The 24,191-nt window shown below is 35.3% G+C and carries 23 protein-coding genes and 1 pseudogene; 8 read left to right on the plus strand and 16 right to left on the minus strand.

The window, feature by feature from the left end:
• Positions 1–532: 532 nt before the first annotated feature.
• The 5 genes and pseudogenes from ACQKOF_RS02105 to ACQKOF_RS02125 all read right to left on the minus strand — a co-directional run.
• Positions 533–2,614 (minus strand): serine hydrolase domain-containing protein, encoded by a 2,082-nt coding sequence (locus ACQKOF_RS02105; RefSeq protein ID WP_427553217.1) that lies wholly within the window; start codon positions 2,612–2,614, stop codon positions 533–535.
• Positions 2,615–4,016: 1,402 nt separating this feature from the next.
• Positions 4,017–4,838 (minus strand): hypothetical protein, encoded by an 822-nt coding sequence (locus ACQKOF_RS02110; protein ID WP_427553219.1) that lies wholly within the window; start codon positions 4,836–4,838, stop codon positions 4,017–4,019.
• Positions 4,839–5,072: 234 nt separating this feature from the next.
• On the minus strand, positions 5,073–5,453 hold the full coding sequence (locus ACQKOF_RS02115) for a VOC family protein (protein WP_427553221.1): 381 nt from the start codon (positions 5,451–5,453) through the stop codon (positions 5,073–5,075).
• A 60-nt stretch (positions 5,454–5,513) separates the two neighbouring features.
• A complete protein-coding gene (locus tag ACQKOF_RS02120) occupies positions 5,514–6,029 on the minus strand; it encodes an SRPBCC family protein (protein ID WP_427553223.1) in 516 nt (171 codons plus the stop codon).
• 37 nt (positions 6,030–6,066) lie between these two features.
• Positions 6,067–6,183 (minus strand): annotated as a pseudogene (locus tag ACQKOF_RS02125) (transcriptional regulator); the annotation flags it as partial.
• Between the two features lie 494 nt (positions 6,184–6,677).
• Here ACQKOF_RS02125 and ACQKOF_RS02130 point away from each other — a divergent pair.
• Positions 6,678–7,934, plus strand: a complete 1,257-nt coding sequence (locus ACQKOF_RS02130) for a nucleoside permease (RefSeq protein ID WP_427553225.1) — start codon at positions 6,678–6,680, stop codon at positions 7,932–7,934.
• Positions 7,935–8,055: 121 nt separating this feature from the next.
• Here the strand turns inward: ACQKOF_RS02130 and ACQKOF_RS02135 are convergent, their stop codons facing one another.
• Both ACQKOF_RS02135 and ACQKOF_RS02140 read right to left on the minus strand, forming a co-directional pair.
• A complete protein-coding gene (locus ACQKOF_RS02135) occupies positions 8,056–8,517 on the minus strand; it encodes a VOC family protein (RefSeq protein WP_427553227.1) in 462 nt (153 codons plus the stop codon).
• Between the two features lie 173 nt (positions 8,518–8,690).
• Positions 8,691–8,873 (minus strand): hypothetical protein, encoded by a 183-nt coding sequence (locus tag ACQKOF_RS02140; protein WP_427553229.1) that lies wholly within the window; start codon positions 8,871–8,873, stop codon positions 8,691–8,693.
• 140 nt (positions 8,874–9,013) lie between these two features.
• On the opposite strand from ACQKOF_RS02140, the gene ACQKOF_RS02145 reads away from it, so the two are divergent.
• Positions 9,014–9,970, plus strand: a complete 957-nt coding sequence (locus tag ACQKOF_RS02145) for an MBL fold metallo-hydrolase (RefSeq protein ID WP_427553231.1) — start codon at positions 9,014–9,016, stop codon at positions 9,968–9,970.
• Positions 9,971–10,033: 63 nt separating this feature from the next.
• Here the strand turns inward: ACQKOF_RS02145 and ACQKOF_RS02150 are convergent, their stop codons facing one another.
• Positions 10,034–10,531, minus strand: coding sequence for an NUDIX hydrolase (locus tag ACQKOF_RS02150; protein ID WP_427553233.1), 498 nt, complete (start codon positions 10,529–10,531; stop codon positions 10,034–10,036).
• 349 nt (positions 10,532–10,880) lie between these two features.
• Between ACQKOF_RS02150 and ACQKOF_RS02155 the strand changes: the two genes are divergently transcribed.
• Positions 10,881–11,801 carry an MBL fold metallo-hydrolase gene (locus tag ACQKOF_RS02155; RefSeq protein ID WP_427553235.1) on the plus strand — a complete coding sequence of 307 codons (921 nt, stop codon included), beginning with the start codon at positions 10,881–10,883 and terminating at the stop codon, positions 11,799–11,801.
• Positions 11,802–11,939: 138 nt separating this feature from the next.
• On the opposite strand, the gene ACQKOF_RS02160 is transcribed toward ACQKOF_RS02155, so the two are convergent.
• Both ACQKOF_RS02160 and ACQKOF_RS02165 read right to left on the minus strand, forming a co-directional pair.
• The gene (locus ACQKOF_RS02160; RefSeq protein WP_427553237.1) at positions 11,940–12,383 is read right to left on the minus strand and encodes a PH domain-containing protein; all 444 of its coding nucleotides are present in this window, start codon (positions 12,381–12,383) and stop codon (positions 11,940–11,942) included.
• Between the two features lie 221 nt (positions 12,384–12,604).
• Positions 12,605–14,428, minus strand: coding sequence for a DNA ligase D (locus ACQKOF_RS02165; protein ID WP_427553239.1), 1,824 nt, complete (start codon positions 14,426–14,428; stop codon positions 12,605–12,607).
• A gap of 104 nt (positions 14,429–14,532) precedes the next feature.
• Here ACQKOF_RS02165 and ACQKOF_RS02170 point away from each other — a divergent pair, with 104 nt between their 5' ends.
• On the plus strand, positions 14,533–15,354 hold the full coding sequence (locus ACQKOF_RS02170) for a Ku protein (protein WP_427553241.1): 822 nt from the start codon (positions 14,533–14,535) through the stop codon (positions 15,352–15,354).
• A gap of 50 nt (positions 15,355–15,404) precedes the next feature.
• Here the strand turns inward: ACQKOF_RS02170 and ACQKOF_RS02175 are convergent, their stop codons facing one another.
• Positions 15,405–15,728 (minus strand): hypothetical protein, encoded by a 324-nt coding sequence (locus ACQKOF_RS02175; RefSeq protein ID WP_427553243.1) that lies wholly within the window; start codon positions 15,726–15,728, stop codon positions 15,405–15,407.
• Positions 15,729–15,933: 205 nt separating this feature from the next.
• A complete protein-coding gene (locus ACQKOF_RS02180) occupies positions 15,934–16,041 on the minus strand; it encodes a EutP/PduV family microcompartment system protein (protein WP_427553245.1) in 108 nt (35 codons plus the stop codon).
• A gap of 301 nt (positions 16,042–16,342) precedes the next feature.
• On the opposite strand from ACQKOF_RS02180, the gene ACQKOF_RS02185 reads away from it, so the two are divergent.
• Positions 16,343–16,969, plus strand: a complete 627-nt coding sequence (locus ACQKOF_RS02185; RefSeq protein WP_427553752.1) for a class I SAM-dependent methyltransferase — start codon at positions 16,343–16,345, stop codon at positions 16,967–16,969.
• A 214-nt stretch (positions 16,970–17,183) separates the two neighbouring features.
• Here ACQKOF_RS02185 and ACQKOF_RS02190 read toward each other — a convergent pair whose 3' ends face one another.
• Positions 17,184–17,750 (minus strand): hypothetical protein, encoded by a 567-nt coding sequence (locus ACQKOF_RS02190; protein WP_427553247.1) that lies wholly within the window; start codon positions 17,748–17,750, stop codon positions 17,184–17,186.
• 203 nt (positions 17,751–17,953) lie between these two features.
• Between ACQKOF_RS02190 and ACQKOF_RS02195 the strand changes: the two genes are divergently transcribed.
• Positions 17,954–18,976, plus strand: a complete 1,023-nt coding sequence (locus ACQKOF_RS02195) for a serine hydrolase domain-containing protein (protein WP_427553249.1) — start codon at positions 17,954–17,956, stop codon at positions 18,974–18,976.
• Between the two features lie 23 nt (positions 18,977–18,999).
• Here ACQKOF_RS02195 and ACQKOF_RS02200 read toward each other — a convergent pair whose 3' ends face one another.
• The gene (locus ACQKOF_RS02200; protein WP_427553251.1) at positions 19,000–19,530 is read right to left on the minus strand and encodes a dihydrofolate reductase family protein; all 531 of its coding nucleotides are present in this window, start codon (positions 19,528–19,530) and stop codon (positions 19,000–19,002) included.
• A 102-nt stretch (positions 19,531–19,632) separates the two neighbouring features.
• On the opposite strand from ACQKOF_RS02200, the gene ACQKOF_RS02205 reads away from it, so the two are divergent.
• Entirely contained in the window at positions 19,633–20,577 is a 945-nt protein-coding gene (locus tag ACQKOF_RS02205; RefSeq protein ID WP_427553253.1) for a helix-turn-helix transcriptional regulator, read from the plus strand.
• Positions 20,578–20,670: 93 nt separating this feature from the next.
• Positions 20,671–21,723 (plus strand): DUF418 domain-containing protein, encoded by a 1,053-nt coding sequence (locus tag ACQKOF_RS02210; RefSeq protein WP_427553255.1) that lies wholly within the window; start codon positions 20,671–20,673, stop codon positions 21,721–21,723.
• A gap of 248 nt (positions 21,724–21,971) precedes the next feature.
• Here ACQKOF_RS02210 and ACQKOF_RS02215 read toward each other — a convergent pair whose 3' ends face one another.
• Positions 21,972–22,364 (minus strand): RidA family protein, encoded by a 393-nt coding sequence (locus ACQKOF_RS02215; protein WP_427553257.1) that lies wholly within the window; start codon positions 22,362–22,364, stop codon positions 21,972–21,974.
• A gap of 197 nt (positions 22,365–22,561) precedes the next feature.
• Positions 22,562–24,070, minus strand: a complete 1,509-nt coding sequence (locus ACQKOF_RS02220) for a serine hydrolase domain-containing protein (RefSeq protein ID WP_427553259.1) — start codon at positions 24,068–24,070, stop codon at positions 22,562–22,564.
• Positions 24,071–24,191: the final 121 nt, after the last annotated feature.

Consider the following 24,191-nt stretch of genomic DNA (forward strand, 5'->3'; position numbering starts at 1 on the left):
ATTACATTAATATTATCTTTTTCGATAAGTAATCCTTATGACCTTGGTTTGTAGCCTAATGTATTTAATTTTTTGATGTGCATAATATGAAGGTTTCGCTAAAAAGAAGTTTTTATACCTTTTTATGAAGTGTATATAAATGTTTTTAACTGGGGCACTTTTTGGGGCACTCGTTGTTTTTTTAAATGGTGCAATGGTGCCCCAACAAAAAAATTATATATTTATAAAAATCATTTTGGACAGGTACTTTATATAGTAGAAATTTTATCAAAGAAAATAATTTACAACAACTAGGTTTTGTAACCTTTATTTCCATTTTATTTTTATATAAGCTCTAAAATAAAAAAGCCACTATGGTAGTGATCCCTTAAAGTTAGATTTTTGGTCTAACTTTTGGGGTATAGTTCATTTTTAGTGGCTTTTGTTTATTATTTATTATCTTCTACATATTTCCGAGTTAAGAATGCAGTCAAATGAGCTCGAGTCATTTCTGTGTCGTACTGTTTTTGTTGAAGCCGTTCTTGAATGATAGTTAATTCAACGTGATTGCAAATTCCGAGTTCGGCGCGCCAGCAAATACAACCGTTCCGCTATACGGCAGTTTAACTTTGTTATTGCCGCTCACAACGGTAAAATTGACGCATACTCCCTGCTCATCATACACCGCGAATGAACTCTTCGATGGCAACGTCACGGTCATCGTTTTCCCCGCTGCCGCTTGCGGGATCGTAAACCATCTCGCATGCCCATTTGCTTGTAGCGTAACTTTGGATGATTGGTTTGCATCAAGTGGTTTCACGTTGGTTCCACTTACGTATAACAATCCGGACATCTCCATATATTCATTACCGCCTTCTGTATAGAAACGAGATTCCGTCGCATCACGGCCTGTCATCACGGGGATCTGAAGCTGATGCGCAGCCGTGTTTGGGCCTGTAATTTTTCTGCCGTCCCAATAGCCCTCTAGACCTTCACTGCGATTAATTTGTGTTGTAAGCATCATTGGTAAGAGATATTGAGCAGAACTATATTTCTCGTTTACGAGATAGAACTTAACGCCTTCCCGCTTCGCCCATGCGGCAGTGGTTTCCTTCGATAGCACATTGTCTTCTAGTTTCTCGGCTAAATATTGAGTAGCCGCTGCTTGCCCTAAACCTGGCAACGATATAAATGTGCTCTCTCTCAAATATGTTCGTCTATTCTTCTCTGTGACGAAGTTGAGCTTGGAGGTACCTGTCTCATTAATAAAGCTTCCATCCGCAGTATATACATATTTTTCTGCTGGATTAGATGGTAAGATCAGTTCTCCATTCTTCGTAATTTCTATTTTGAAATGACTGAAACTATTGCCGTAAAAACCCGCTTTCTTTGCTACGTCTTGAGGCATCTTGGCCTTGACCGGCTTGCCAAAGGATTTGTTCGGCTTGATATCCTTAATTGTGCCCTTCTCTTTAAGCGCAGCTAGCAATAATTCAGTCGCCATCAGTTGATTTGTAGTGCTGCTACCGCCGGATGACAACACAGCCACTGCCATCTTCTGTTCAGGAAGTACGACCAGTGAAGCATGTTGCAGTCCCGTGTCGCCGCCTTTAGCCAAGCCCTTTATCCCATATTCATTGAATGGATATAGTTTCACACTATCCCAGCCAAGACCATAGTTGATAATATTATCTCCATCCCCTGGCCACATTCCTTTTTTATATTCCTCTTGCTCCATCGCCTTGACTGCCTTATCAGAGAGGATTCCTTTTCCCTGTCCCATAAATAGTTGTGAGAATCGCACCATATCTTCTGCTGTGGAAGAGATCCCTCCCGTACCAATCACATTCACCGATTCAGTAGGAAGCTGCCCTTGGTACGTTGGAAAATAAAGTCCAGCCCGCTTATCGTCTTCCCATTTATCCTGCGGCGTTTTTGTATGATTTAGCTTTAAGGGTTCTGTAAACCATTGATGTATAAATTCGGTAAAGTTTATACCACTGACTCTTTCCACCATAATCTCGGCCAGCGTAAAGCCATCGTTGCAGTATACCGAGAACGCGCCAGGGTCCGCCTTCAAGCTCTGGTCGGACAATTGCTGCAACAAGTTATCATGGGCATAGGTATCATTATCTTTAAATAAAAATGTATTACTATACATAGTACCTTGCAAGCCGGAGGAGTGGTTCAACAGCATACGTGGCGTAATGCGTTTGTAACGCTCATCTTTCATCTTGAAATCAGGAACATAGTGGACGACAGGAGCATCCAAATCGACTTTTCCTTCGTCAACCAATTTCATCACAGCCGCCGCCGCATACATTTTACTGACTGAACCAATCCCGTATAGTGTATCTTTGGTCAGCGGCTGTTTCCCTTTCATATCATTCTTGCCTGTCTGACCCGACAAAATAAGTTTGCCATTATCAATTAGCGCATACTGCACGCTAGTCGTCTCATAGGACTTCGTGAGTAGGGTAGCCTTCTCTGCCGCAATCTTTTTCAGTTCTTGACTAGCTACTTCTTGGCTAGCTACAACCGTAGTCTGACTGCTAGAAAACGCCACCGCCCCTGTTGGTAGGCTCATCGTTAACGCTAATGTAGCAGCTAGCACCGCAAATAGTTTATTTTTCATAAAAGAAATGCCTCCTTGATTTCTAGATATACACTTCCTAAAACAATAATTAATGTCCTCACAAATAAAATTTTTTTGTTCACTTTAACACCTTGATCACTCCCTTCCGAAAGAAATATTTTCCATAAATAGAATATCAAAGTTTTATTTACTCGTAAATACAGTGATAGACTGATACCATATCAGGCTAAAGACTTATGGTTGATTAGGACAAAGTAAATTAAAAAGACCAGCTCGGCTAAATTAGCTTTGCTGGTCATCTTCTATTATGCAGCTACAACATTTGCAACTTGCGCAAGTTTAGCTGTTTTTATTTTATTAGACCCTTCTTTGGCTGCTTCAGCTCCAGTAAATGTACCGGTTTTAACTCACCATAGTTTACCGTCTGGCTCGAATGATCGAGCGGATTTAGAACGTCTATTCCGCAGATGATTTGAACTTGGTTGATTGGAGTTATGACATGGTAACAAAATAAATAGTAGAGGCGGCGAATTTGGCGAATTTGAATTCGGCCGTCTTTTTCGTTTAACAAAAGGTTTAGATATGAGTGGTCTAGTTGCGAAGTGATAGGAATAGCCCTGTATCAGGGTTATAGTAACGTACCATTAAATAATACAGTTATGTGTCCTCGTCATAGCGATAACCTGCCATTGTTATGATGTTAAGAAAAAGCACGCTTAGACAATTAAATAGAGCCAAATCTTCCTTGTTCTCTATTAAAATCATCTACTTAAGAGCAAAGTTTTCTATACATAATTGGGATTTATGCTTACTGCTATTAGACTTTCAATAACTTAAATCACCATCCGTTTACTGCAATTAAAACAATAACAATGGCACCGATTATACAAAAATATTCCATGCTTTCATTAGGGTAACTAAACAGCCTTTGCTATTTCTGTAAATATATAATCCTCCGATATTCATTGTTAATAAAAGTATTACACTCATTATTAATTTTATATTCAATTTCTATCTTCTTTTAATTACCACTATGCCCATGACATACCATATATTTTATATACCTTACTTGCAAAATTATAATAATTCAAATTCTTGTACTTATCGTAATGGTTCCATCCTTTAGTAACACCAGTAGCATATATTGCACTCTGAGTAGCGTAGCTAACTGGCAGAAGAGTCTTAATTCCAAACCTGTAAGCAGTCTTCATTGCTTGTTTTTTAATATCCTTTAAATACGTTGGATTTCGAACGGCAATTTTCATTGCTTCACTCAATTTCTGGACAGGAATATTTAATAGTAGGAACGTAAGCAAATAAATCAAATTACATTATACAATGATAATAACAATTATATGTAAAAAAGCCACGTTATTGCGGCTTTTTCAAAACTCTTTTCTAAATTTGTTTCCTCTAAAGGTTTCATCGGGTAAAAATTCCCTTAAGGTGAATGATATCGAATAGTTGCTAATACACCGTTTGCAAAAGATCCACCAGAAGTTGTTATTTCTACAGACAGAAGAGTACAACTATTTACTGAGAAATTTGACGTTGTAGTTGTACAACAATTTGGTGAAGTAGATGAACTAGGTCCTGTAATAGTTGCTATGATACCAGTTGCTATCGGGGCAGTAAAACCACAATTTGTACTTAAATATATTTGTGCAGATGCAGTATCTCCAGCAGTTAAATTATGATCTCGTATATTAAGAGTTAAACTTGTTATAACTGCATTTTGAGGAACTACAAATGTATTTTTAATGAAAGAAGCTGAGGCACTCCCAATCCCAAGAAAATCATTGTTTGCAACTGATTGATTTGTACTTAAGTAAACTTCCATTAGTCCTGGACCATTCGAACCTGTTGGACCAGTAGAGCCAGTTACTCCTGATACACCAGTAATTCCTTGAAGTCCAGTTGCTCCTGTCGTCCCTGTTATTCCTTGAACCCCAGTTGCTCCTGTCGTCCCTGTTATTCCTTGAACCCCAATTGCTCCTATCGCCCCTGTTATTCCTTGAACCCCAGTTGCTCCTGTCGTCCCTGTTATTCCTTGAACCCCAGTTGCTCCTATCGCCCCTGTTATTCCTTGAACCCCAGTTGCTCCTGTTGACCCTGTTATTCCTTGAACCCCAGTTGCTCCTGTTGACCCTGTTATTCCTTGAACCCCAGTTGCTCCTGTTGCTCCAATTCTCCCCTCTATTATTTGCAGTCTAGTTGCACCTGTTTCTCCGTTTAACCCACTTTGAAAGTTATTAAATTTCATTGGATCACCTCCTCCCCTATTTCATAATATTTTTTTTAGAAATAATGAAATAGACGTAACACTAGGTTATACGACCTGAAAAATAGATAAATGTGATCCTATAAATAATTAATTTTGTTATACGTTTTCTAACTTCTTTGGAGGAGAGGGTTTCATGCATCACCAACAACATAATCAAGCATGTAAAATGCGATGCTTTTATTCAAGCATCGCACTCATAAATTGATTAATAATTTATTTTGTTTCCATTACTGCATAGTAATTATTTTCATTATCTGCAAAATTAAATACCCTACCTGAAGGCATATTTACAATTTCTCCGACGATAACGTTTTTGTTTAATAAGTCATTATATAATTTGTCGATATCTTCCGAGAAAAACATCAAAGAAGGTGTACCAAGATTCATTTCAGGTTGCATTTTAGCAATTAATTCCTTATTATGGAGAATAATTTTTGTTTCCGCTTCTTTAGTTGGAGCAATTTCAATCCATTTCATTCCTTGACCATTATCTTCCTCTGAAATTACACTAAATCCTACTTTTTCTGTCCAAAACTCTTTTGCTTCATCCTGGTTATTAACATACAACATGATTTGGCCGACTTTATTAATCATTGATTTTTACACTCCCTTAAAGATGTTCTTAAACTTTACTTATCTAAAAAAGCTTTACTATTACTTTAGCGACTGCACATGCTCATTCAAACGGTCCCAAGTTTCTGTGATGCCTTGTAGCATGCCCATATCCATTACGGTCTTAAGTGCCTCTGCAGACACATATTCTGCACGGTTTATCAACTTAGTCGTTCCACCCAAATCGATGAATTCCAATGTAATCTCGGTCGACGGCATGGAGTCATTCGAAATACCTTCAGCATCCGAAAAGTAATCGGTATAGCTGATCTTCTCAGGCTCGATAATCTCCTTATAAATCCCTTTTCCCCACGATTCCATACCATAAAATTCACCTAGGTTTTCATCGACGCACTTCATACAGTAGTGCCATACGCCTCCCGGACGGAAATCAACGATGCAGACTGGAATTTCCCATCCTCTCGGCCCCCACCAACGTTTCAGATGCTCTGGTTCTTTAAACATCTTGAATAATAAATCTCGTGGTGCATCGAAAACGCGCTCCAGTATAAGTACGCGATCGTTGTCTACTCTCGATACCATTGAATTGTTTGACATTGTAATTCCTCCTTGATGATGAAATGGTTTTATGGTTTTATGATTTTTCTTTTTTCTGCAATTCCTTCAAATACTCATCTAAATTATCGAATCTTTCTTGCATTACACTCTGGAAGGATTGTATCCAAGAATCCAGCGCTTGGAATGGCTCGGGTAAATGAAGCAGCCTTTCGACTACTTCAACATTTGAACCAAAATATTGTTCTTCACTTTAATATAGTTGTATTATAAAGCTTCATGTGCTTACCAATAGCTCACATACTATTGCGATTTAGCACCTAAAAGTATCTCAATTTCTCTGTTTCCATGTACTCATACAGAATAGTTAACTTCAAAAGATGTTACTCCACCATTTTTTCACTCAATATTTCCTCCTATGTTGCCAAAACCCAAATTTCACCATGACGACAATCCGATTAAAATTCGTATGAATCTGACATTAGGAGCAAATGCTTTAGTTATGTCAACAGTTTTAGAGTCCAATGTAGCGATTATGGTTCTTATTTTCTCAAATAAGACAAAAAATTTTAATTGAACAATTAATGCATAATGTATTCATTAAAACAGACATTATAGGATAACATCCTTGTTAATTTATTTTTACTGAAAAAATAAAAATAATTCCATCACCTTCTCTAGGAGGAAAAAATGAATATAAAATTACGTCTTAAAATAATGATTTTTCTACAGTTTTTTATTTGGGGATCTTGGCTTGTTACATTTGGTTCTTATATGATCAATACGTTGAACTTTACTGGCGCGCAAGTTGGAATCGTATATAGTTCTAACGGTCTTGCAGCCATTATTATGCCAAGTCTTATAGGCATTATTGCAGATCGGTGGGTAAAAGCAAATGTGTTATACGGAATTTTACATTTCCTCGGTGCAATTACCCTATTTACTGCTGCTCAAATTTCAGATCCTACAATGATGTTCTGGGTAATGCTCTTTAACTCAATCGTTTATATGCCAACACTTGCTTTATCGAATACAATTTCTTATTTTTACCTGGAACACAAAGGCTTTGATGTTGTAAAGGACTTCCCACCTATTCGTGTCTATGGGACAATTGGTTTTATTCTTGCGATGTGGATTATTAGTCTTGCCAAAATTGAATTAAGCAATATTCAGCTATTTATAGCTAGCGGCTCTTCGTTGCTACTTGCACTATACACAATTTCTCTTCCTGCCTGCCCAACTTCTAATGTAATTAAGGACAAGTCGTTGATCAGCCTTTTGGGACTAGACGCTTTTGTTCTTTTTAAAGATAAAAAAATGGCGTTGTTTTTAATTTTTGCAATGCTATTAGGTGTTGCGCTTCAAATTACCAATACATTTGGTGATCCATTTTTACACGACTTCGCGTTGAACCCCGATTATAAAAATAGCTTTACTGTTAAATATCCAGCTATTTTATTATCAGTGTCACAAATTTCAGAGGTATTCTTTATTCTGACCATTCCATTTTTCTTACGTAAGTATGGCATTAAAAAAGTAATACTGATCAGTATGGTAGGTTGGACATTACGTTTTGTTTTCTTTGGGTATGGAAGCCCAATCGGCGGAGGATTTTTACTATTGTTGTTATCAATGATTGTTTATGGTTGTGCCTTCGATTTCTTTAATATTTCGGGAGCCATTTTTGTGGAAAAAGAAGTCGATCATCGAATTCGCGGTAGTGCTCAAGGATTATTTAGTACAATGGTCAATGGCATTGGCGCCTATTTAGGAGCTGTCATTAGTGGCAAAGTAGTTGATTATTTCACAGTTGACGGAGTGAGAAATTGGCAATATATTTGGTTGGTTTTCGGGGCGTATACGCTCATTTTGGCAATCATTTTTGCAATAACTTTTAAATATAAGCATGATAGTAATGAAATAAAAAATGCAACTATGAAACAGTGATTTACTTGAAATTATACTTGTAAAAGGAAGAGCCTTACCTTTCAAGGTATAAGGCTCTTTTGCTGTAATAAAAATATTTACTAATGAATGTCCAAAGAATTACCCAAAATCCGTTATAAGGTTAAACGGAATAACGTTTTCTCCACGCTTCAAGAGACATCTCATTAAAACTCTCAACATCATCTAGTCTCAATGGTGTAATTAATTCTAATGAATTACCATCAGGGTCTGAAAAGTAAATTGCAGCATGTGCATGAGGATAATTTGATAGTACTAAAGGTTGATGTTCAGAAGTAAGGCCAAATTCTGTTCGAACTTCAATGCCAATGGAAGACAACCACTCTTTTACATACTCAAGATCTTCTTCTTCAATTTTAAACGCCAAATGTCGGATAGATGGATGGTAGTTTACATGAACACTATCACTTTCCCATAAACCTAACCAGCTTTCTCCTTTAACGATCCAAAAGAAAGCAACTTTTCCTTTTTTATAGGCGAGTTCTAACTCTAATTTTTTATAAAATACAATCGAGTTTTCTAAATTACTAACTGGTAAATGTGCTTCATATAAACCTTTTATCATGTCAATATTCTCCTATTCCATCATTATTTATGAAATAGTATATTAAAACCACAACCCTCTTACATCATTCTTTCGTCTGAAATATTAATAATTTCTAAATCAATTTATTTTCATCATAGCTCCTTCTCAAATTCGATATTACAATTCACTAGAATGATTTCTTAGTAACCAAATTAACTATCAGGTGTAAGTACATCAATTACGACAACAACAATCATAGCTACTATATTACCGATTAAAGAACATATTGCCCTTGAAAATATCAACGGTCCACAAATTAGCACTGCCAAAATTGAAATGATAGCTAAATTAACACGATGTACTTTTCCTGTGTCGTAGCGAATCTTTTTCTCCATTAATATTCCCCTCTAAAAAAACGAATGGACATTCAGTATATTTTTCTATTATCATTAAGTACAAACATTACATTTTGTAGATAAAATATGAATATTAGAGAATGTTTCGCGCACATCAGAAACCGAGGGGGATTAATTTAATGGGGAGAGTCCAACAACTTGCACCAAACTTTTATTGTATTGATACACACGATTTAAATCGGGAACAGCGTACAAGCTCTTATTTACTTATCGATGAAAAAATTACATTAATCGAGACTTCTGCTAGTCCTTCTATGCCATATATAGTAGAAGGTTTAGATGAGTTACATATTGATCTAGAGGATATTCAATATGTAATTGTTACTCATATCCATTTAGACCACGCTGGAGGTGCAGGCTTGTTTTTACAAAGCTGTCCAAATGCAACATTCGTTGTACATCCACGAGGTGTATCTCATATGGTGGATCCTAGTCGTCTAATTGCAAGTGCCAAGAGTGTTTATGGGGCGGAGTTCGATCGTCTATTTGATCCGATATTACCTATCAATGCTGAACGCATTATAGAAATTGGACATGAGGAGGTACTATCTTTAGGTCAACATCAGCTAACGTTTTATCATACAGAAGGTCATGCAAAGCATCATGTATCCATGCTTTATTCGGCTACGAATGGATTGTTTGTAGGAGATACAACTGGTGTACGTTATCCAGAAATGGAGAACGAATCAATTGATTTAATTATTCCCTCCACTTCACCGAATCAGTATGATCCAGATACAATGGAGCAATCTATCCAGCTTTACGAAAAATTAAATGCTACAGAATTGTATTTTGGTCATTTCGGTGCTTATAAAAATCCTGTTGAAGCTTATAGACAAGTGCGCTACTGGACTCCGCTATTTCTAGCTGAAGGGAAAAAGGCGTTAACTTTATCTAATGATTTTAAAGAACAAGTACAATTTTTAGATAGTCGCTTAAAGGAGCTTTTGTATAACTACTTACAGGAAAATGGCATCGCAGAAAATCATCCGATTTATCAAACAATCCCATTCGATACAATTGTTTCGGCAATGGGGATTCTGGATTACTTAGAGAAAAAGAATGCCAATAATTAAAGTATCAGTACTGATGTGATGTGCTTAGACTTTACGGAGAGGAGAAATCCTCTCTGTTTTCTTTTATGTTCTTTTTTCTTCAACTGTTACGATATGTTTGATTTCAGCAGGCAAGCAAGTGAGTTCTGATTTAAAGAACTCTGGGAATAGAAAGGTTTCCTGAAGATTCGAAATAGATAACCGTTCTAACCTTTCTTCAATACCATCACTGGTGTAGCTTTCACACATAACTTCGACTTCATTTGATTTCATTAAATAAAAGAATGATATTTCATGAAATTGCGTTTCTCCATATGTACCACTTTGAACAGGAAAAAAGTTTTCATGAATAAATACTAAACGATCAACTTCAAAATGCACTTTGGTTTCTTCAAAGCCTTCGCGGATGATGGCTTCTTCTAAAGTTTCCTGTAATTTCACTCTTCCCCCAACGGAGTAGTAGTAAGAGTCACGATTATTTTTAACCATCAGCACTTTATCATCTCGGAGAATGATTGCGCCTACCCTCATATTGAACACACCATATTTAGTTGGGAATGTGATGTCATGCTTTTCTTCCATCTGAATCTCCTGCCTTTCAAATATAAACTCTATCACTCTATGTAGCCATCTTCTCGAAATTGCACTGTACTATTTTGCGTTTATTCTTGGTTTGCTTACCACAATCTTTAAAGATTCAATCTAGAGCAAGCTTTCTGCCCTCCTCTGATAAATAAGCATAGACTATACTCAATTTAAAAGGTTCATATATTTGCAATACGAAGTAGGTTATAAATCTTTTTATTAAGATACAGACTGCTTTGTTAATATCTAGAGGTATTGTTTTAATCAATATCGAATATAGAAAATATAGGAAGTAATTAAATAAGAGGTGAGGTGAGGTGAGGTGAGGTGAGATGAGGTGAGATGAATGAACGATGTGTTTAATAGTAAACATTTTAAGCTAGAACAAATTAGTAATAGTAGCTTTGCAGCAATAGCCAAAGAAGGTGGCGGAGCTGTGGCAAATGCAGGTTTTGTCGATTTAGGTGATAAAGTTATTGTTTTTGATACATTTAACACACAACAAGCATCTGAGGACTTAAGGCTCATTGCTGAAAAAATAACAAACCGTACTGTTGCATGGGTTGTTAACAGTCATTTTCATGGCGACCATATTCGAGGCAACCAAACATTTAAAGACACAATTATTATTTCCAGCCAAATTACATACTCAAAAATAAGAGACGTTCATCCCTCAAGATTCAGTAAACAGAAAAATGATATTCAAGGTTTAAAAGACTATATTCAATTCTTAAAAGACCAGATAAATCTAACCCACGACCCCACTATACAATACCAAATAAATTCTCTAAATGAATTAAAAGAATCATTACCAACTTTGGAATTAGTATTACCGAACCAAACGTTTAACAATGAAATAACCTTACAAGGAACGAAACGCATTGCAAAGCTTTTCACGCTAGGAGGAGGCCATTCCTTTTGTGATGCCATGCTTTATATTCCTGATGAGAAAGTAATATTTATGGGTGATTTATTATTTGTGAATTGTCACCCAACGTTTTTTGAAGAGTCTGATCCTGTGAAATGGAGCAATATTTTAAAAAATGTTGCACGACTAGAAATTGCCGTTGCAGTACCCGGACACGGTCCAACAGGTACAAAAGAAGATATCTCCAAAATAATCAATTATATATCTGAACTAATTACTATTGCAGAAGAGAGCAAGCAAAATGAGGAGATAGCAATTCCTGAAATCTTTAAAGATTGGAGTTCACCGGAGATTTACCAACAAAATATAAAACGACTAAGAGAATTGACAAATCCTTAATTTAAGCAGTTGCTTATATAAATTAAAGAGAGGGCGTAGTAATTTGGTCCTCTCTTTCAATCATTTAAATAATCCAAGACAAATTGAAAATCCTGCTCCTTCCCTATCAATAAGGGATTACTGATAAAACAAATTTAACTAATTACTCAAATTTTTGATTTTGCGGAATTGTGCATTAGGACATCGTTTTTTTAACTCTAAAATAAACTTCATTTTATCTTCTGGTAAAATTTTTATACTACCGTGAGCTGCTGTTTTATAAAATATTTCAAGACCCTTATCAGATGATGAAATTAGATAACCAGTATACTTATCTGTCGTTGGAGAAACCCTAGTTATGCTTTGATACGTAATCTTACTTTTGAATGGACCACCTTTAACTAAAAGATAATTTTCACAGAAAACAAACTTAATAGAATTTACATACCACCAAATAAAAACTACTGAAACAATAAAGGCCGTTGACATAATAATAACAGTTGATAAAGATGTGAACGAAAGCAGTGATATAGCCCCAAATAGCCAAAACAATAAGAATATAATTATTGTTAAAATAATATCTGTTTTTGCATGATAAACCATAAGAGTTATCCCACCTTTCTTATTAATTTTCGCTAAAAAATCACCAATTTAACGAACAGAAATAATAAGTGAATCAAGTCAACCTTATAAGTAATTTAACATTAACATAAATTACAAAAAGAAATAATAAATTTGTTAAAAAGCATCGACACTAAAGCCGATGCTTTTTGCTTTTATTCGAAGTTTTGCTCCTATCAGCCTGTTCATACTTAGTAAGCACATCATTGCTCTTTTATACGCTCTAAAGCTGATTGAAAATCCTGACTCTCCCCTACTTGACGGAAATCTTTAAATGGGTTGCTCACTTTTTTCATTCTCTCCAGTACAGCAGGAATAGTAAAGAGGTCTGGTGTTAAATGCTCATTTACCTCTTCCCAATGTAATGGCGTTGCCACTAAGCCCTTTTCGTTGCCACGAGTTGAATATGGAGCAATAATCGTCTTGCCTTCTGCATGCTGCACATAATCTAAATATAATTTTTGATGTCTATTCTTCTTTAAACGCTCGATCGTATACAATTCTGGTTTTTGCTCACTTAAAAAACGACAGACAAATTCAGTAAATACTCGCACTTCTTCATAAGTAAAGGCATTTTCAGGTAGCGGTATATATAGCTGTATTCCCTTACCTCCCGACGTTTTAGCAAAAGATTGTAGCTTAAAATAATCGATAATTTCCTTTAAATCCAGGGCTCCAGTAACAGCAAGTGAAAATTGCTCAACGGAAGGAGGATCTAGATCGAAAACAATCTCTGTCGGATACTCTGTTTGCAATGTTTGGAATGGAATATGCAGTTCTAGTGCAAGTTGATTGCCTAGCCACAATAATGCTTCAAGATTGTTACATACAAGATAATGAATATCGTCCATCCATCCAGTTGAAATAAACTCAGGTATTTTCTCTGGGCTACTTTTTTGATAAAAGCTATCACCAGGTACCCCATGCGGAAAACGAATTAATGTAAGTGGGCGATTACGTAGAAAAGGTAATAAATACGGAGAAATCATTTGCAAATAGTGCAAATAACCATCCTTCGTAATACCAATTTCTGGCCAAACAGACTTATCGGGATGCGTAACCTGAACTGTATCTGGAATAGGGAAAAGTTGACGCTGCATGTGCTGCCAATGACAGTCCTCTGGCAACATTTCCAGTCGAAATGCATGGAATCGTGGTTCACGACATTTGCTTCCATCGAAATCAATACAGGCTATATCAAGACAAATAGATGGCTCTAGCTCCCATGTTTCATTATTCATCTGTCCATTTGCTTGGAAAAAAGCAATGAGTGTTTTCCGCTCTTCCTCTGACATTCCATGTTTAAAAATAACTACTTCAGCTAGCTCCCCCTGTTGATAAATACTGCCATGAAAATAACCATTTCCATGATCATATTTCGTGACTATGACCGTTACATATCTCCAATTCTTTATTTTTAACCAATGTGTCGAGCGTGTATCTCCTATCCATTTGCTTGTTTTCTTCTTTGCAACCATTCCCTCTCCATTGTAAACCTTAATAGCCTGCCAAAGAGGCTCACTATGTCCCACACAACTAATCACTTGCAAAGGACATTGATCCTCATAGTCTACAGTCACAGGGAGCTTTAAAGTCGTAAAAAGCTTAGAAAGTTGCTCCTTGCGTGTTTTTAAATATTTATTTGTCAACGACTCCCCTTTATAGCTCAGTAAATCAAACGCAATATAATGACAAGGAAAAGCTTTTGCGTGAGTAGCAATAACTTCTTTATTTTGCATGCGCCCTCTTTTTTGGACAAGCGAAAAATCACAATTGAAGTTATTCGTTAAATAAACTAATTCACCATCAAACGTTAATGGTAAAAACTTTTTAATTTTAGTAAATAAGCTCTTACAAAAATCAAGTATCTCTGGAAACAAGTGATTTAAGTTATTGCCATTTCTGCTTATTAACATCGGCTGTTCGTCCCAGACTAACATACACCTAAATCCATCATATTTTGTTTCGTACATCCAATCCTCACCAATAGGCGTTTCAAGCACTTCAGTTAATAGCATTGGTTTCATTTGAATACCTACTTTGCTTTTTACATTCAGTTTTTGACGATTTCACTTTAAGATACATAAAAATAAGCAAAATATATCATAGTAAGAAAAACGAGGTGATACAGATGCATACAGTTTGGAAAGGCAGTATCTCATTTGGTCTTGTCAATATACCGGTAAAACTTCATGCCGCAACAGAAAATAAAGACATTAAATTGCGACAGCTTCATAAAGAATGTCATACACCCATTAGCTATAAAAAAGTTTGTGAAGGCTGTAACCAAGAAGTAAAAGATGAAGATATTGTGAAGGCTTATGAATATGCAAAAAATAAGTTTGTCGTATTAGATCAAGAAGAATTAGAGAACTTGCGTAAGGAAAATGAAGATAAGGCCGTTGAAATCATTGATTTTGTAAAATTAACTGAAATTGATCCTATTTATTTTGAACGCACTTATTTTTTATCTCCTGATACGACTGGCGGAAAGGCTTATTCCCTCTTACGTCAAACATTAGAGCAATCCGGAAAAATAGGTGTGGCCAAAATTATTATCCGTTCAAAAGAGCAATTGGCGATTGTCCGTGTTTATCAAAATGCTTTAGTGATGGAAACGATTCATTACCCTGATGAAGTAAGAAGTGTTGGTGATGTTCCAAATGTTCCAAGCGAACAAAACATTGTTCCAAAAGAGCTAGAAACCGCACTGATGCTAGTCGATCAATTAACAACAGAATTTAATCCAGAAAAATATACAGACGATTATCGCAATGCTTTAATGGAGCTTATCGAGGAGAAAAAAGCTACGAATACAATCTCGACTAGCGATAAACGGCCAGTACCTGATAATGTTACGGACTTAATGACAGCACTTCAAGCTTCCTTAGAAAAAACGAAAAAGCCAACAACGAGAAAAAAACGAGCAACGAAAACGAAGAAAAATGCTTAAAATGCCTACCTACCTAAGAAGCGTATCCATTGTTTGTGGATATGCTTTTTTTAAAGAAGTTCCCTTTTACTTGTTACGACCAATAACTTGTCACTATATATGCCATATTTCTGATAAAAGTTAGGTTTTCCAATCTCCTCAAAATAACGATTCCATCTAAACATTTTTATAAATATTGAAAAGGTCGGTTTGTAATTGGATTTTTCCATACCTAGTTTTTGTAACGTAAATCTCTTTATTATTCGAAAGATTCGTATGAAATAATTTGTATCTAAAAAAATAATTAAGTCGGCATTCGAAAAGCTTTGCGCTACCCAGTCCTCATTATGAACACCCTCAATAATCCACGCTTTCGTCAGAATAATATCATTCAAATAATCCACTTTTTGTTGATCGGTTCTTCTAATATCACCAGAATTTTGTCTGATCCAAACAACATTATCTAATTCATAATAAGGAATATTTAACTTCTTACAGCGGGTGTCCTAACACCCACTGTAAGAAGTTAAAGCCTCCGGCGGATGTCACGGAATCGGAAAGGAGTTCTTTGTGCAAGCACAAAGCCGATTCCGGACACAATTATGCCAGGGCATAATTGATTTGTGCGGATAATTCTTTCGCTAAAGTAGTTTTACCACTCCCAACAGAGCCAATGATATGTATTTTGCGTGGGAATTTTTTGTTCAAACGACCCCTCCTATTCTTTATAGTTTATTAATTTTACGACTCATCGGACGCCTCCAGGAAAGCGTTCAGCCGGAACGGAAATCAACCACATAATTATGGTGCGATCCTAATTTGTGCAAATATTGGATTTATTATACAATATCTCTAAGATAAAGTTAAAGGAGCAAATTGTATGTATCAAAATGAGTTTAGTGGAAATTTAGAGAAATATAAAAACCCTATTGAATATGATGTACTTCATGAAAATTATAACGTGGATTTATATTTTATTGAAAATCATCTCTAGAAGAATAGCGGTACGATAATTGAATTAGCCTGTGGCACAGGTCGATTAGCTATTCCGCTAGCCAAGCAAGGATTCAATGTTTATGCAGTAGATATCCATGAAGGGATGCTTCAATTGGCAGTTGAAAAAGCGAAAAAACAGAATGTACACGTACATTTTACTGCGCAAGATTGCACGCGGCTTCAACTACCTATTTCATCAAATTTCATCTATATGACAGGAAATGCATTTCAACATTTTCTAAGTAATGATAGTCAAAATGCTTTATTCCAATCCGTCAAAAAGCACTTACATCCAGGTGGAGAATTTTTATTCGATACGAGAAATGCTCTTCTAAGCGAACTGGCTATCGTGGATGAATACGAAGAAAGTTCAGTCAATAGCAAAAGTGAAAAACTAACTATTCAGCATCGTGAAGAATATGACCCTATCACACAAATCTTAACTTGCCGTTCTATAAATAAACTAGAACACGCTATTTTCGAAGATTCAATTCGACTTCGCTATACATATCCAATGGAAATGAAGAGGCTATTAGAACAAAATGGGTTCGAAATGTTACACATATACGGTTCTTGGAAAAAAAGTGAATTCACAAAAGATAGTCCGGCTATGATTGTACACGCACGGTTATTAAAATAGGCTGTTTTCGTATAGATTGTTGCTGTTAAAACATAAAGAGCAAGTTGATTCTACACATTTTGTAGGTTAACTTGCTCTTTGTCTTTTGAGTTTCAGTAAATCCTCCCTCAATTAAAACCCCTTTATAAATACTAAACTGAATTTATGTTAAATCGTTTATATAGAGACATAGACCTTGAATATAACACACCCTTTGAAGTGACCTCAAAACTCGTTAATTTACATAGAGGTACGATTCCAATTCTTTAACCTTGTTCCCGTCTAATTGGTGTGTGAGCCCGAATGTTTCGCTCTTTCCATCGTAATTTATTACAATGTCGAGATCATGTAGTAATTCAGTGAAATACTTAAAAGACTTTTTTAAGTCGTCATTGAACTTTGCCCTATCAGGCTCTAGCGTGTCCTGTCTCGATAAAACATAAACAAGATGTCCCATCCAAATTTGAAGCACATTCAGATTTTCAAAGTCCTTTTGAAGGTCGTCGCCTTGAACCCGAAAATATTTCATTTCCGAAGTGAGTCGATCTGCATTCGGATAATATTCGTTCACGTCGGTTGTTTTGGTAATATCTTCGGCGTGATAGGCAATCCAAGCTTCTAACGTTGGTTCGATTCCATAATCGTTGAAGCCTTCAGGAGTTGAAACGTCCTTCCACACCTTCGCGTTGTTGACTTTAGTTTCTTCCGGTTTTACTTCTTCAATTTTAGTTTCTTCCTTTGCACATCCCGTTAATAAAGCACTTACAAATAATCCTGTAAATGCTATTTTCATTAACTTCATAATTCGGCTCCTCCTACAGTTGAAAAATCCTATACAAAATTTATCTATATTTTACCTAAAAAACCATTTAATTTCCTGCACTAAACTACCTAGTTAGTTCGATAACAACAATCTTTGAGAAAACAGCCTTAAAATAAAATCAAAAACACAAACATACGTTTCACCAATCTGTTATAATTAAGAAAAAATTAGGAGATAAGTAGATGATAAACATTCGTGAACGCATGGAGCATTACCGTATAGCTGGCCTAAGTCTAGTAGCTATAGAAAAGGGAAAAATCAGTAAGACGGATCATTTTGGTGTACTAGAAGCAGCTACTAATAAAAAAATTAACGAGAATTCCATTTTCAACGCTTGCTCAATAAGTAAATTTCTAACAAGCGTTTTAGTGATGAAATTGGTGGACCAAGGGATCGTAGACTTAGATGAAGATGTCAATGAAAAACTAGTTTCATGGAAGGTTCCTGACAGTCCATTTACAAAGCATAAAAAGGTTACATTACGCAACTTACTATGTCATCAATCTGGGATTGTGGACCCTGAAGGCAGCTTTATGCCCGTAGAATCATTCAAGGAAATGCCATCCATAGTAGAAATATTGGATGGTAAAACTCCTTATTGCGATACTTCAATTAAAGTGACTGTTGAGCCTGAAAGTGAATTTCACTATTCTGATGCAGGCTTTTGTCTTATTCAATTATTAATAGAAGATACAACTCAAAAACCTTTTACTCATCTCATGGACACATTTATTTTTAAGCCACTGAGTATGACAAACAGTACATTTTCAACCTCTCTTTCAACATCAAATTTGGATAATTTCGCATGTGGCCATGATCAAAATGGAGCGTTAATTCCAGGGAACTATTCTATTTATCCTTATCTTGCAGCTTGTGGTTTATGGACTACCCCAAGCGATTTAACAAAATTATTACTGGATATTATGAATGCTGTCAATGGGCAAAGTAAAATCGGCATTACTTCAATACAAGTAAATGAACTGTTTTGCCCACAGGGATGTAAAGAATGGACAGGTCTAGGAGTATTTCTAGATGGAACGGACGACAAGCTCGAATTTTCCTCTCTTGGCTGGGGTGTTGGGTTTCAATGTATGCTAGTAGCCTCTCCATACCTCGAAAAAGGGATAGTTATGATGACTAATACTGATACAGGTATGCATCAAATGAAGGGAATCATGGGTGAAATCTATCATGCACTTTACTAATAACAGAAAAAGAGGCTGGAACATTAAGCCTCTTTCTTCACCTTATAATGCATTTGCACCATTTGCCCATAGCATTGGGTATTTACTAACTTCAAATCCTGATATGGATTACTATCCTTAAACAATGGAATTCCTGAGCCTAAAAGATGCGGCGTAACCGTAATAATTAATTCATCTATTAACTGCTCTTTCATAAAGGCATCGAGAATTCTCGCTCCGCCAACCATCCAAATTTTAGTTCCTTCCTGTTCCCTTATTTTTTTCGTAAACGCTACTACATCTTCATTCACAAACTCAACATGTTCGTTTTTACCACTTCGTGACGTTGAGAATACATAACATTTCTTATCGGGATATGGAAAAGATTCAATATGATCTACAACGTAATCATACGTTTTCTTACCCATAATAATAGTATCGATTGATTGATACATGTCAGAATAGCCAGCATCCCCTTCCCCCTCTGCTTCTTCTAGCCATTGTAAATCATCATTCTCTTTCGCAATAAATCCATCCAAACTAGTCGCAATATATAAAATGATTTCCCTTGACATAACGTCATCTCCTTTTCTTTTTTGTAAAACTCATGAACAATATTTATACTAATCATAAAACATGACAACTACTGGCATGATTAAATGAAAAAAGGTGAGAAAATGTCAAAAGCAAAACGTTTATTAGATATCCTTTTGTTTGTTAGTGCTAAAAAGAAGTTTACTGCACAGGAAGTTGCTGATGAATTCAATATATCGATTCGCACGGTTCATCGATATATTTTAGATTTAAGTGATATGGGCTTGCCTATTTACGCTGAACAAGGACGAAACGGTGGCTATTCTGTCCTAACGAACCGACTTCTTCCCCCTATTTTATTTACAGAAGATGAGGCCGTTTCGATTTTCTTTGCGTTTCAATCACTGCATTATTATCGTGATTTACCTTTTAATACGGAAATTAAATCCGCTTCTCATAAGCTTTATAGCTCGCTTCAGGAGGAGGCAAAGCGGAAAGTGGAGAAACTTCAATCATACATTGCGTTTTGGAATCCTAAACGAGCGATTGAAACACCTTTATTGAAAGCAGTTTTAGAGGCAGCCATTGAAAACAAAAGTCTACATATTCAATATGAATCCAAATCAGGCACAACAACGAAACATATTCATCCTATTGGTGTTTATGCACATGATGGGTTGTGGTATATGCCTGCCTTTGATTTCACTAAACAAAAAATATTACTGTTTCGTGTAGATCGTATTATTTCCATCATAGAAAGTGAAGAAAACAAAGAGAAATTTTTAAATTTAGCGGAGTGGTTTGGTAGCACATATGAAAATAAACAACCCATTCGTTTACATGTTCTATTATCCAGAGAAGGTGTGCGCCAATGCAAAAGCGATCCAAACCTTGAAGATTTTGTTGTTATAAAAGAAGATGGCACAGGTTATATTGATTCTATTATAGACAAAGGTGAGCTTAATTTTATTAGCCCCCTCTTCTATCGACTTGGCATGCATGCTCAAATTGAAGAACCAAAAGAATTAATCAATATTTTACGACAGCAGGCAAAAAACATCTTATCTATGTATCCAGAAAACGATTAATGCTATATGACGATTTTGTAAGATTGGCGTAACATTCATCGTTACTACTTTATGGACAATTTCCTTATACTTTGTGAGTAAGGAGGAGAAAACATGCAACCAATTGAATTAAACAAACGAATTGATACATTAGATTATTTAAGAGGATTTGCTTTATTAGGAATTATTTTAGTAAATATTCCGGCGTTATTATGGATTAATACACCGGACACATCTATAGATATTGCATATAATAGATTTTTAATATTATTTGTGGAAGGTAAGTTTTTCTCGATTTTTTCATTTTTATTTGGTGTAGGCTTTTATATTTTTATTTCCCGTGCAATGGCTAAAAATGAAAATGCCTATATATTATTTATTAGAAGAATTATTATATTATTGTTAATCGGTCTTGTACATTTTTATTTCCAACCTGGAGAAGCATTAACCGTCTATGCAATATTTGGACTATTTGCGTTACCATTTTACAAAGTTCGTAAAGAAATAAACGTAACTATAGGACTTATACTATTAGCGGTAACAGCTTATTATGGCATCAAAATTGTTATGCCGTTTCCACTTATTTTACTAGGATTAGCTGCTGGGCAGCATCGAATCTTTGAAAAGATCAATGACAAGCGTAAAAGCATATTTATCTTTACAGTTATAATGTTCTTTATTAGCATAGGGGGCTTGTTGTATCAATGGCATTATGTCCCAGAGGCAATGGTAAACGTTGACAATATGAGCAAGGATGAATTTACAGAACATGTGACAAACATTGAAAAGTTTTCATTAATCGGGCTTCAATTTAGCCCATTTGTATCTGCATTTTATGTAGGATTATTAATACTTTTACTGCAACATCCTTTAAGCCAGAAATTGTTTTCACCGTTAAATGCCTATGGCCGAATGGCATTAACAAATTATTTAGGACAAACAGCGCTAATCTTACTAATTGGCAATGCCTTTCACCTTATTGGCAACATTCGTTTTATCCAATCTCTTTGGATTTGCATAGGCATTTACATTTTCCAATTATTATTTAGTAAGGTTTGGATGAAATTCTTTAAATTAGGTCCATTAGAATGGTTGTGGCGCATGGGTACTTATTGGACAGTACCTTCATTGTTAAAAACTTCTACAAATTCTAAGGAACATCACTAAGTAGAAACTGTATAATTTTAGTAAATGGCGAACGCCTAACAGAAAGCTTTTATTCTTCATAATATAGTAATGTACCTAATTCGCTTCCAACTTGCTCATACAATGGGCAAGAAACACACCCCCATCATTATTTTTATTTTTTGGTCACTTTTCTTAGGAAAGTGACCTTTTTTCTTTTCAAATACTCTCAAAAATTTACTTTATCTAAAAAGCCGACAAAATCATTAAGATTTTGTCGGTTACTCTGCTTATTTAGCAGCCCAAATATCAATTTCTAATTTAATGTCAGGGAGTCCTAAAGCAGTAATATAAGCTATCGTCATAGAAGGATAAGGATTTCCAAACATCGTTTCCCATTGTTGATCGAAGTCATCCCAATCTATTTCTTCAGTTGCCCAAATATTGGCTTTCACCACATTGTCTGCGTTAAGTCTCTCTGCCTCCAATATTAATTGAATATTTTTTAATGTATTCTTAACCTGTTCTGTTAGTGATGATGGCAATTCACCGTTTACCCCAACTCCAATTTGTCCAGATAATGCGTATATTGTTGCATCTTTAGGAATTATTGTAAGATGGCTGTAATTGCCAACAGGGCTAGGTACTTGGATTGGATTTTTACGTGTTATTTTATTATTCATAGTTAATCTCCTCTAGGTTTTTATTTTTCTAAAAAAGGGCAGACTCGTCCCTATAAACTTAATTTTAGAAAAAAACAGCAGTTGAGAACCCAATACCCATACTTAAAAAACGTAATGATCTTTTTTTCATTTGGATTCTCCCCTTTCACCTAAAGTTATTTTCATATTACCATGTTTTTCATAAAACAATCAAATCTCTACATTTTTATTTCTTTTTCCTTTTTGGTGAAAATCTTCACTAATCCCAATAAACAATAAATCACACCCGATACTATAACACTATAAAATAACACAGTGATTGAAGTCGGACCCCATACTTTAATAAACTCCCAATTTGATCCCTCGGGTAATAGTTTCGGGAACATAATGATAAGTGCAAAAATTATTGCAACACTTAAAGAATGAAAGATTAATAAATAAGTTCTTTTTATATTTAAAGATACTCTAATTCGTTGTTTTTTAACAATTTCCCTTAAGGTTGTAAGCAATAGAATACTTAAAAACATTCCCAAGCCTACAACAATAACACATATAAGTGAAATAATTTTATCCAAATTCTGAAAGATGTCAGAATGAATAGTATTTACCGTTTTCCCTTCCCACAAATCTATCACACCTTGCCCTATCGCAGTTGTATAGCTCGAGTTCATATTGGATAATACGGCTACTCCTAATTGTTCATCGGGCTGCATGATGAAATAAGATGAGAATGTTGGATTTTCACCAGCATGGGATATATATTGTTCTTCTTTTCCCATAACTCCCCATCCACTTGCATAGTATGTGTCCTTATCGAAAGGCTCTACAGATTGATCTGGGATATGCGATTCTTGAATAATTTTATAATCAATCGAATCAATTTGGCTATTTCCTAACTGTAGCTTTAACCATTTTGCTATATCGCTTGCGTTACTTATTACATAACCTGCAGGTACATTTCCACGGTAGATCGGTGGTGTATATTCCTGCTCTCTCATCAGTCCTATTTTATAACCCGTGGCCATCTCATTAGATTTAACTTGATGAATGCCAACAAAAGTATCATTCATAGAGATCGGCTTTAATATTTGCTGTTTAATATACGTATCAAAGGGTTGTTTTGAAACCTTTTCAATAACGAGTCCCAAAACATCATAATTGACTGTTGCGTATTCAAATGAGCTACTTGGTTGTCTATCTAATGGCTGATCAAGCAATTTTTTCACCGTCAACTCAAGTGCATTCGGTTCGTTACTTTTTGGGATATTAGATATAGTGTTAGTAGCTATTCCACTTGTATGATACAGTAATTGATTAATAGTAATTGACTGAGGTTTTCCATTATATTTTAACTTTAACCATGGGATATACTTTTGGACATCATCAGAACGTTTTAGTAAGCCTTCCCTTTCCAATTGTAGAATTGCTAATCCTGTAAATGCTTTCGATGTAGATCCTAGTTCAAATAATGTATTAGAGGTAACGGGTGTTTTTGACTGAACATCGACATATCCAAAGCCTTTTTCATAAACCGTTTTCCCCTTTTCTACAATTACTAACGATATTCCTGGAATTTTACTAATTTCTTTTTGCTCTTTAACAAATTGATCAATCTTTTGAATTTTTTCATTTGAATCTGCATTTACGATTATTGGCGTTAAATTATATAAGGTTACAATCATAGCTAATATAAACGTATAGATTTTTAATGATGGCTTCATTTTCATTTCTCCTTTAAGCTAGGTACAAGGTTATTAAATTCCTTAATTTAACTATAACAAGGAATTAATACTACAACCATCGTTTTACATGACTAATAACATCACAATATGACAGTTTTGTAACTTA

Origin of the sequence: Lysinibacillus sp. NPDC093190 (assembly GCF_050280425.1) — a bacterium.
Lineage (GTDB): Bacteria > Bacillota > Bacilli > Bacillales_A > Planococcaceae > Lysinibacillus.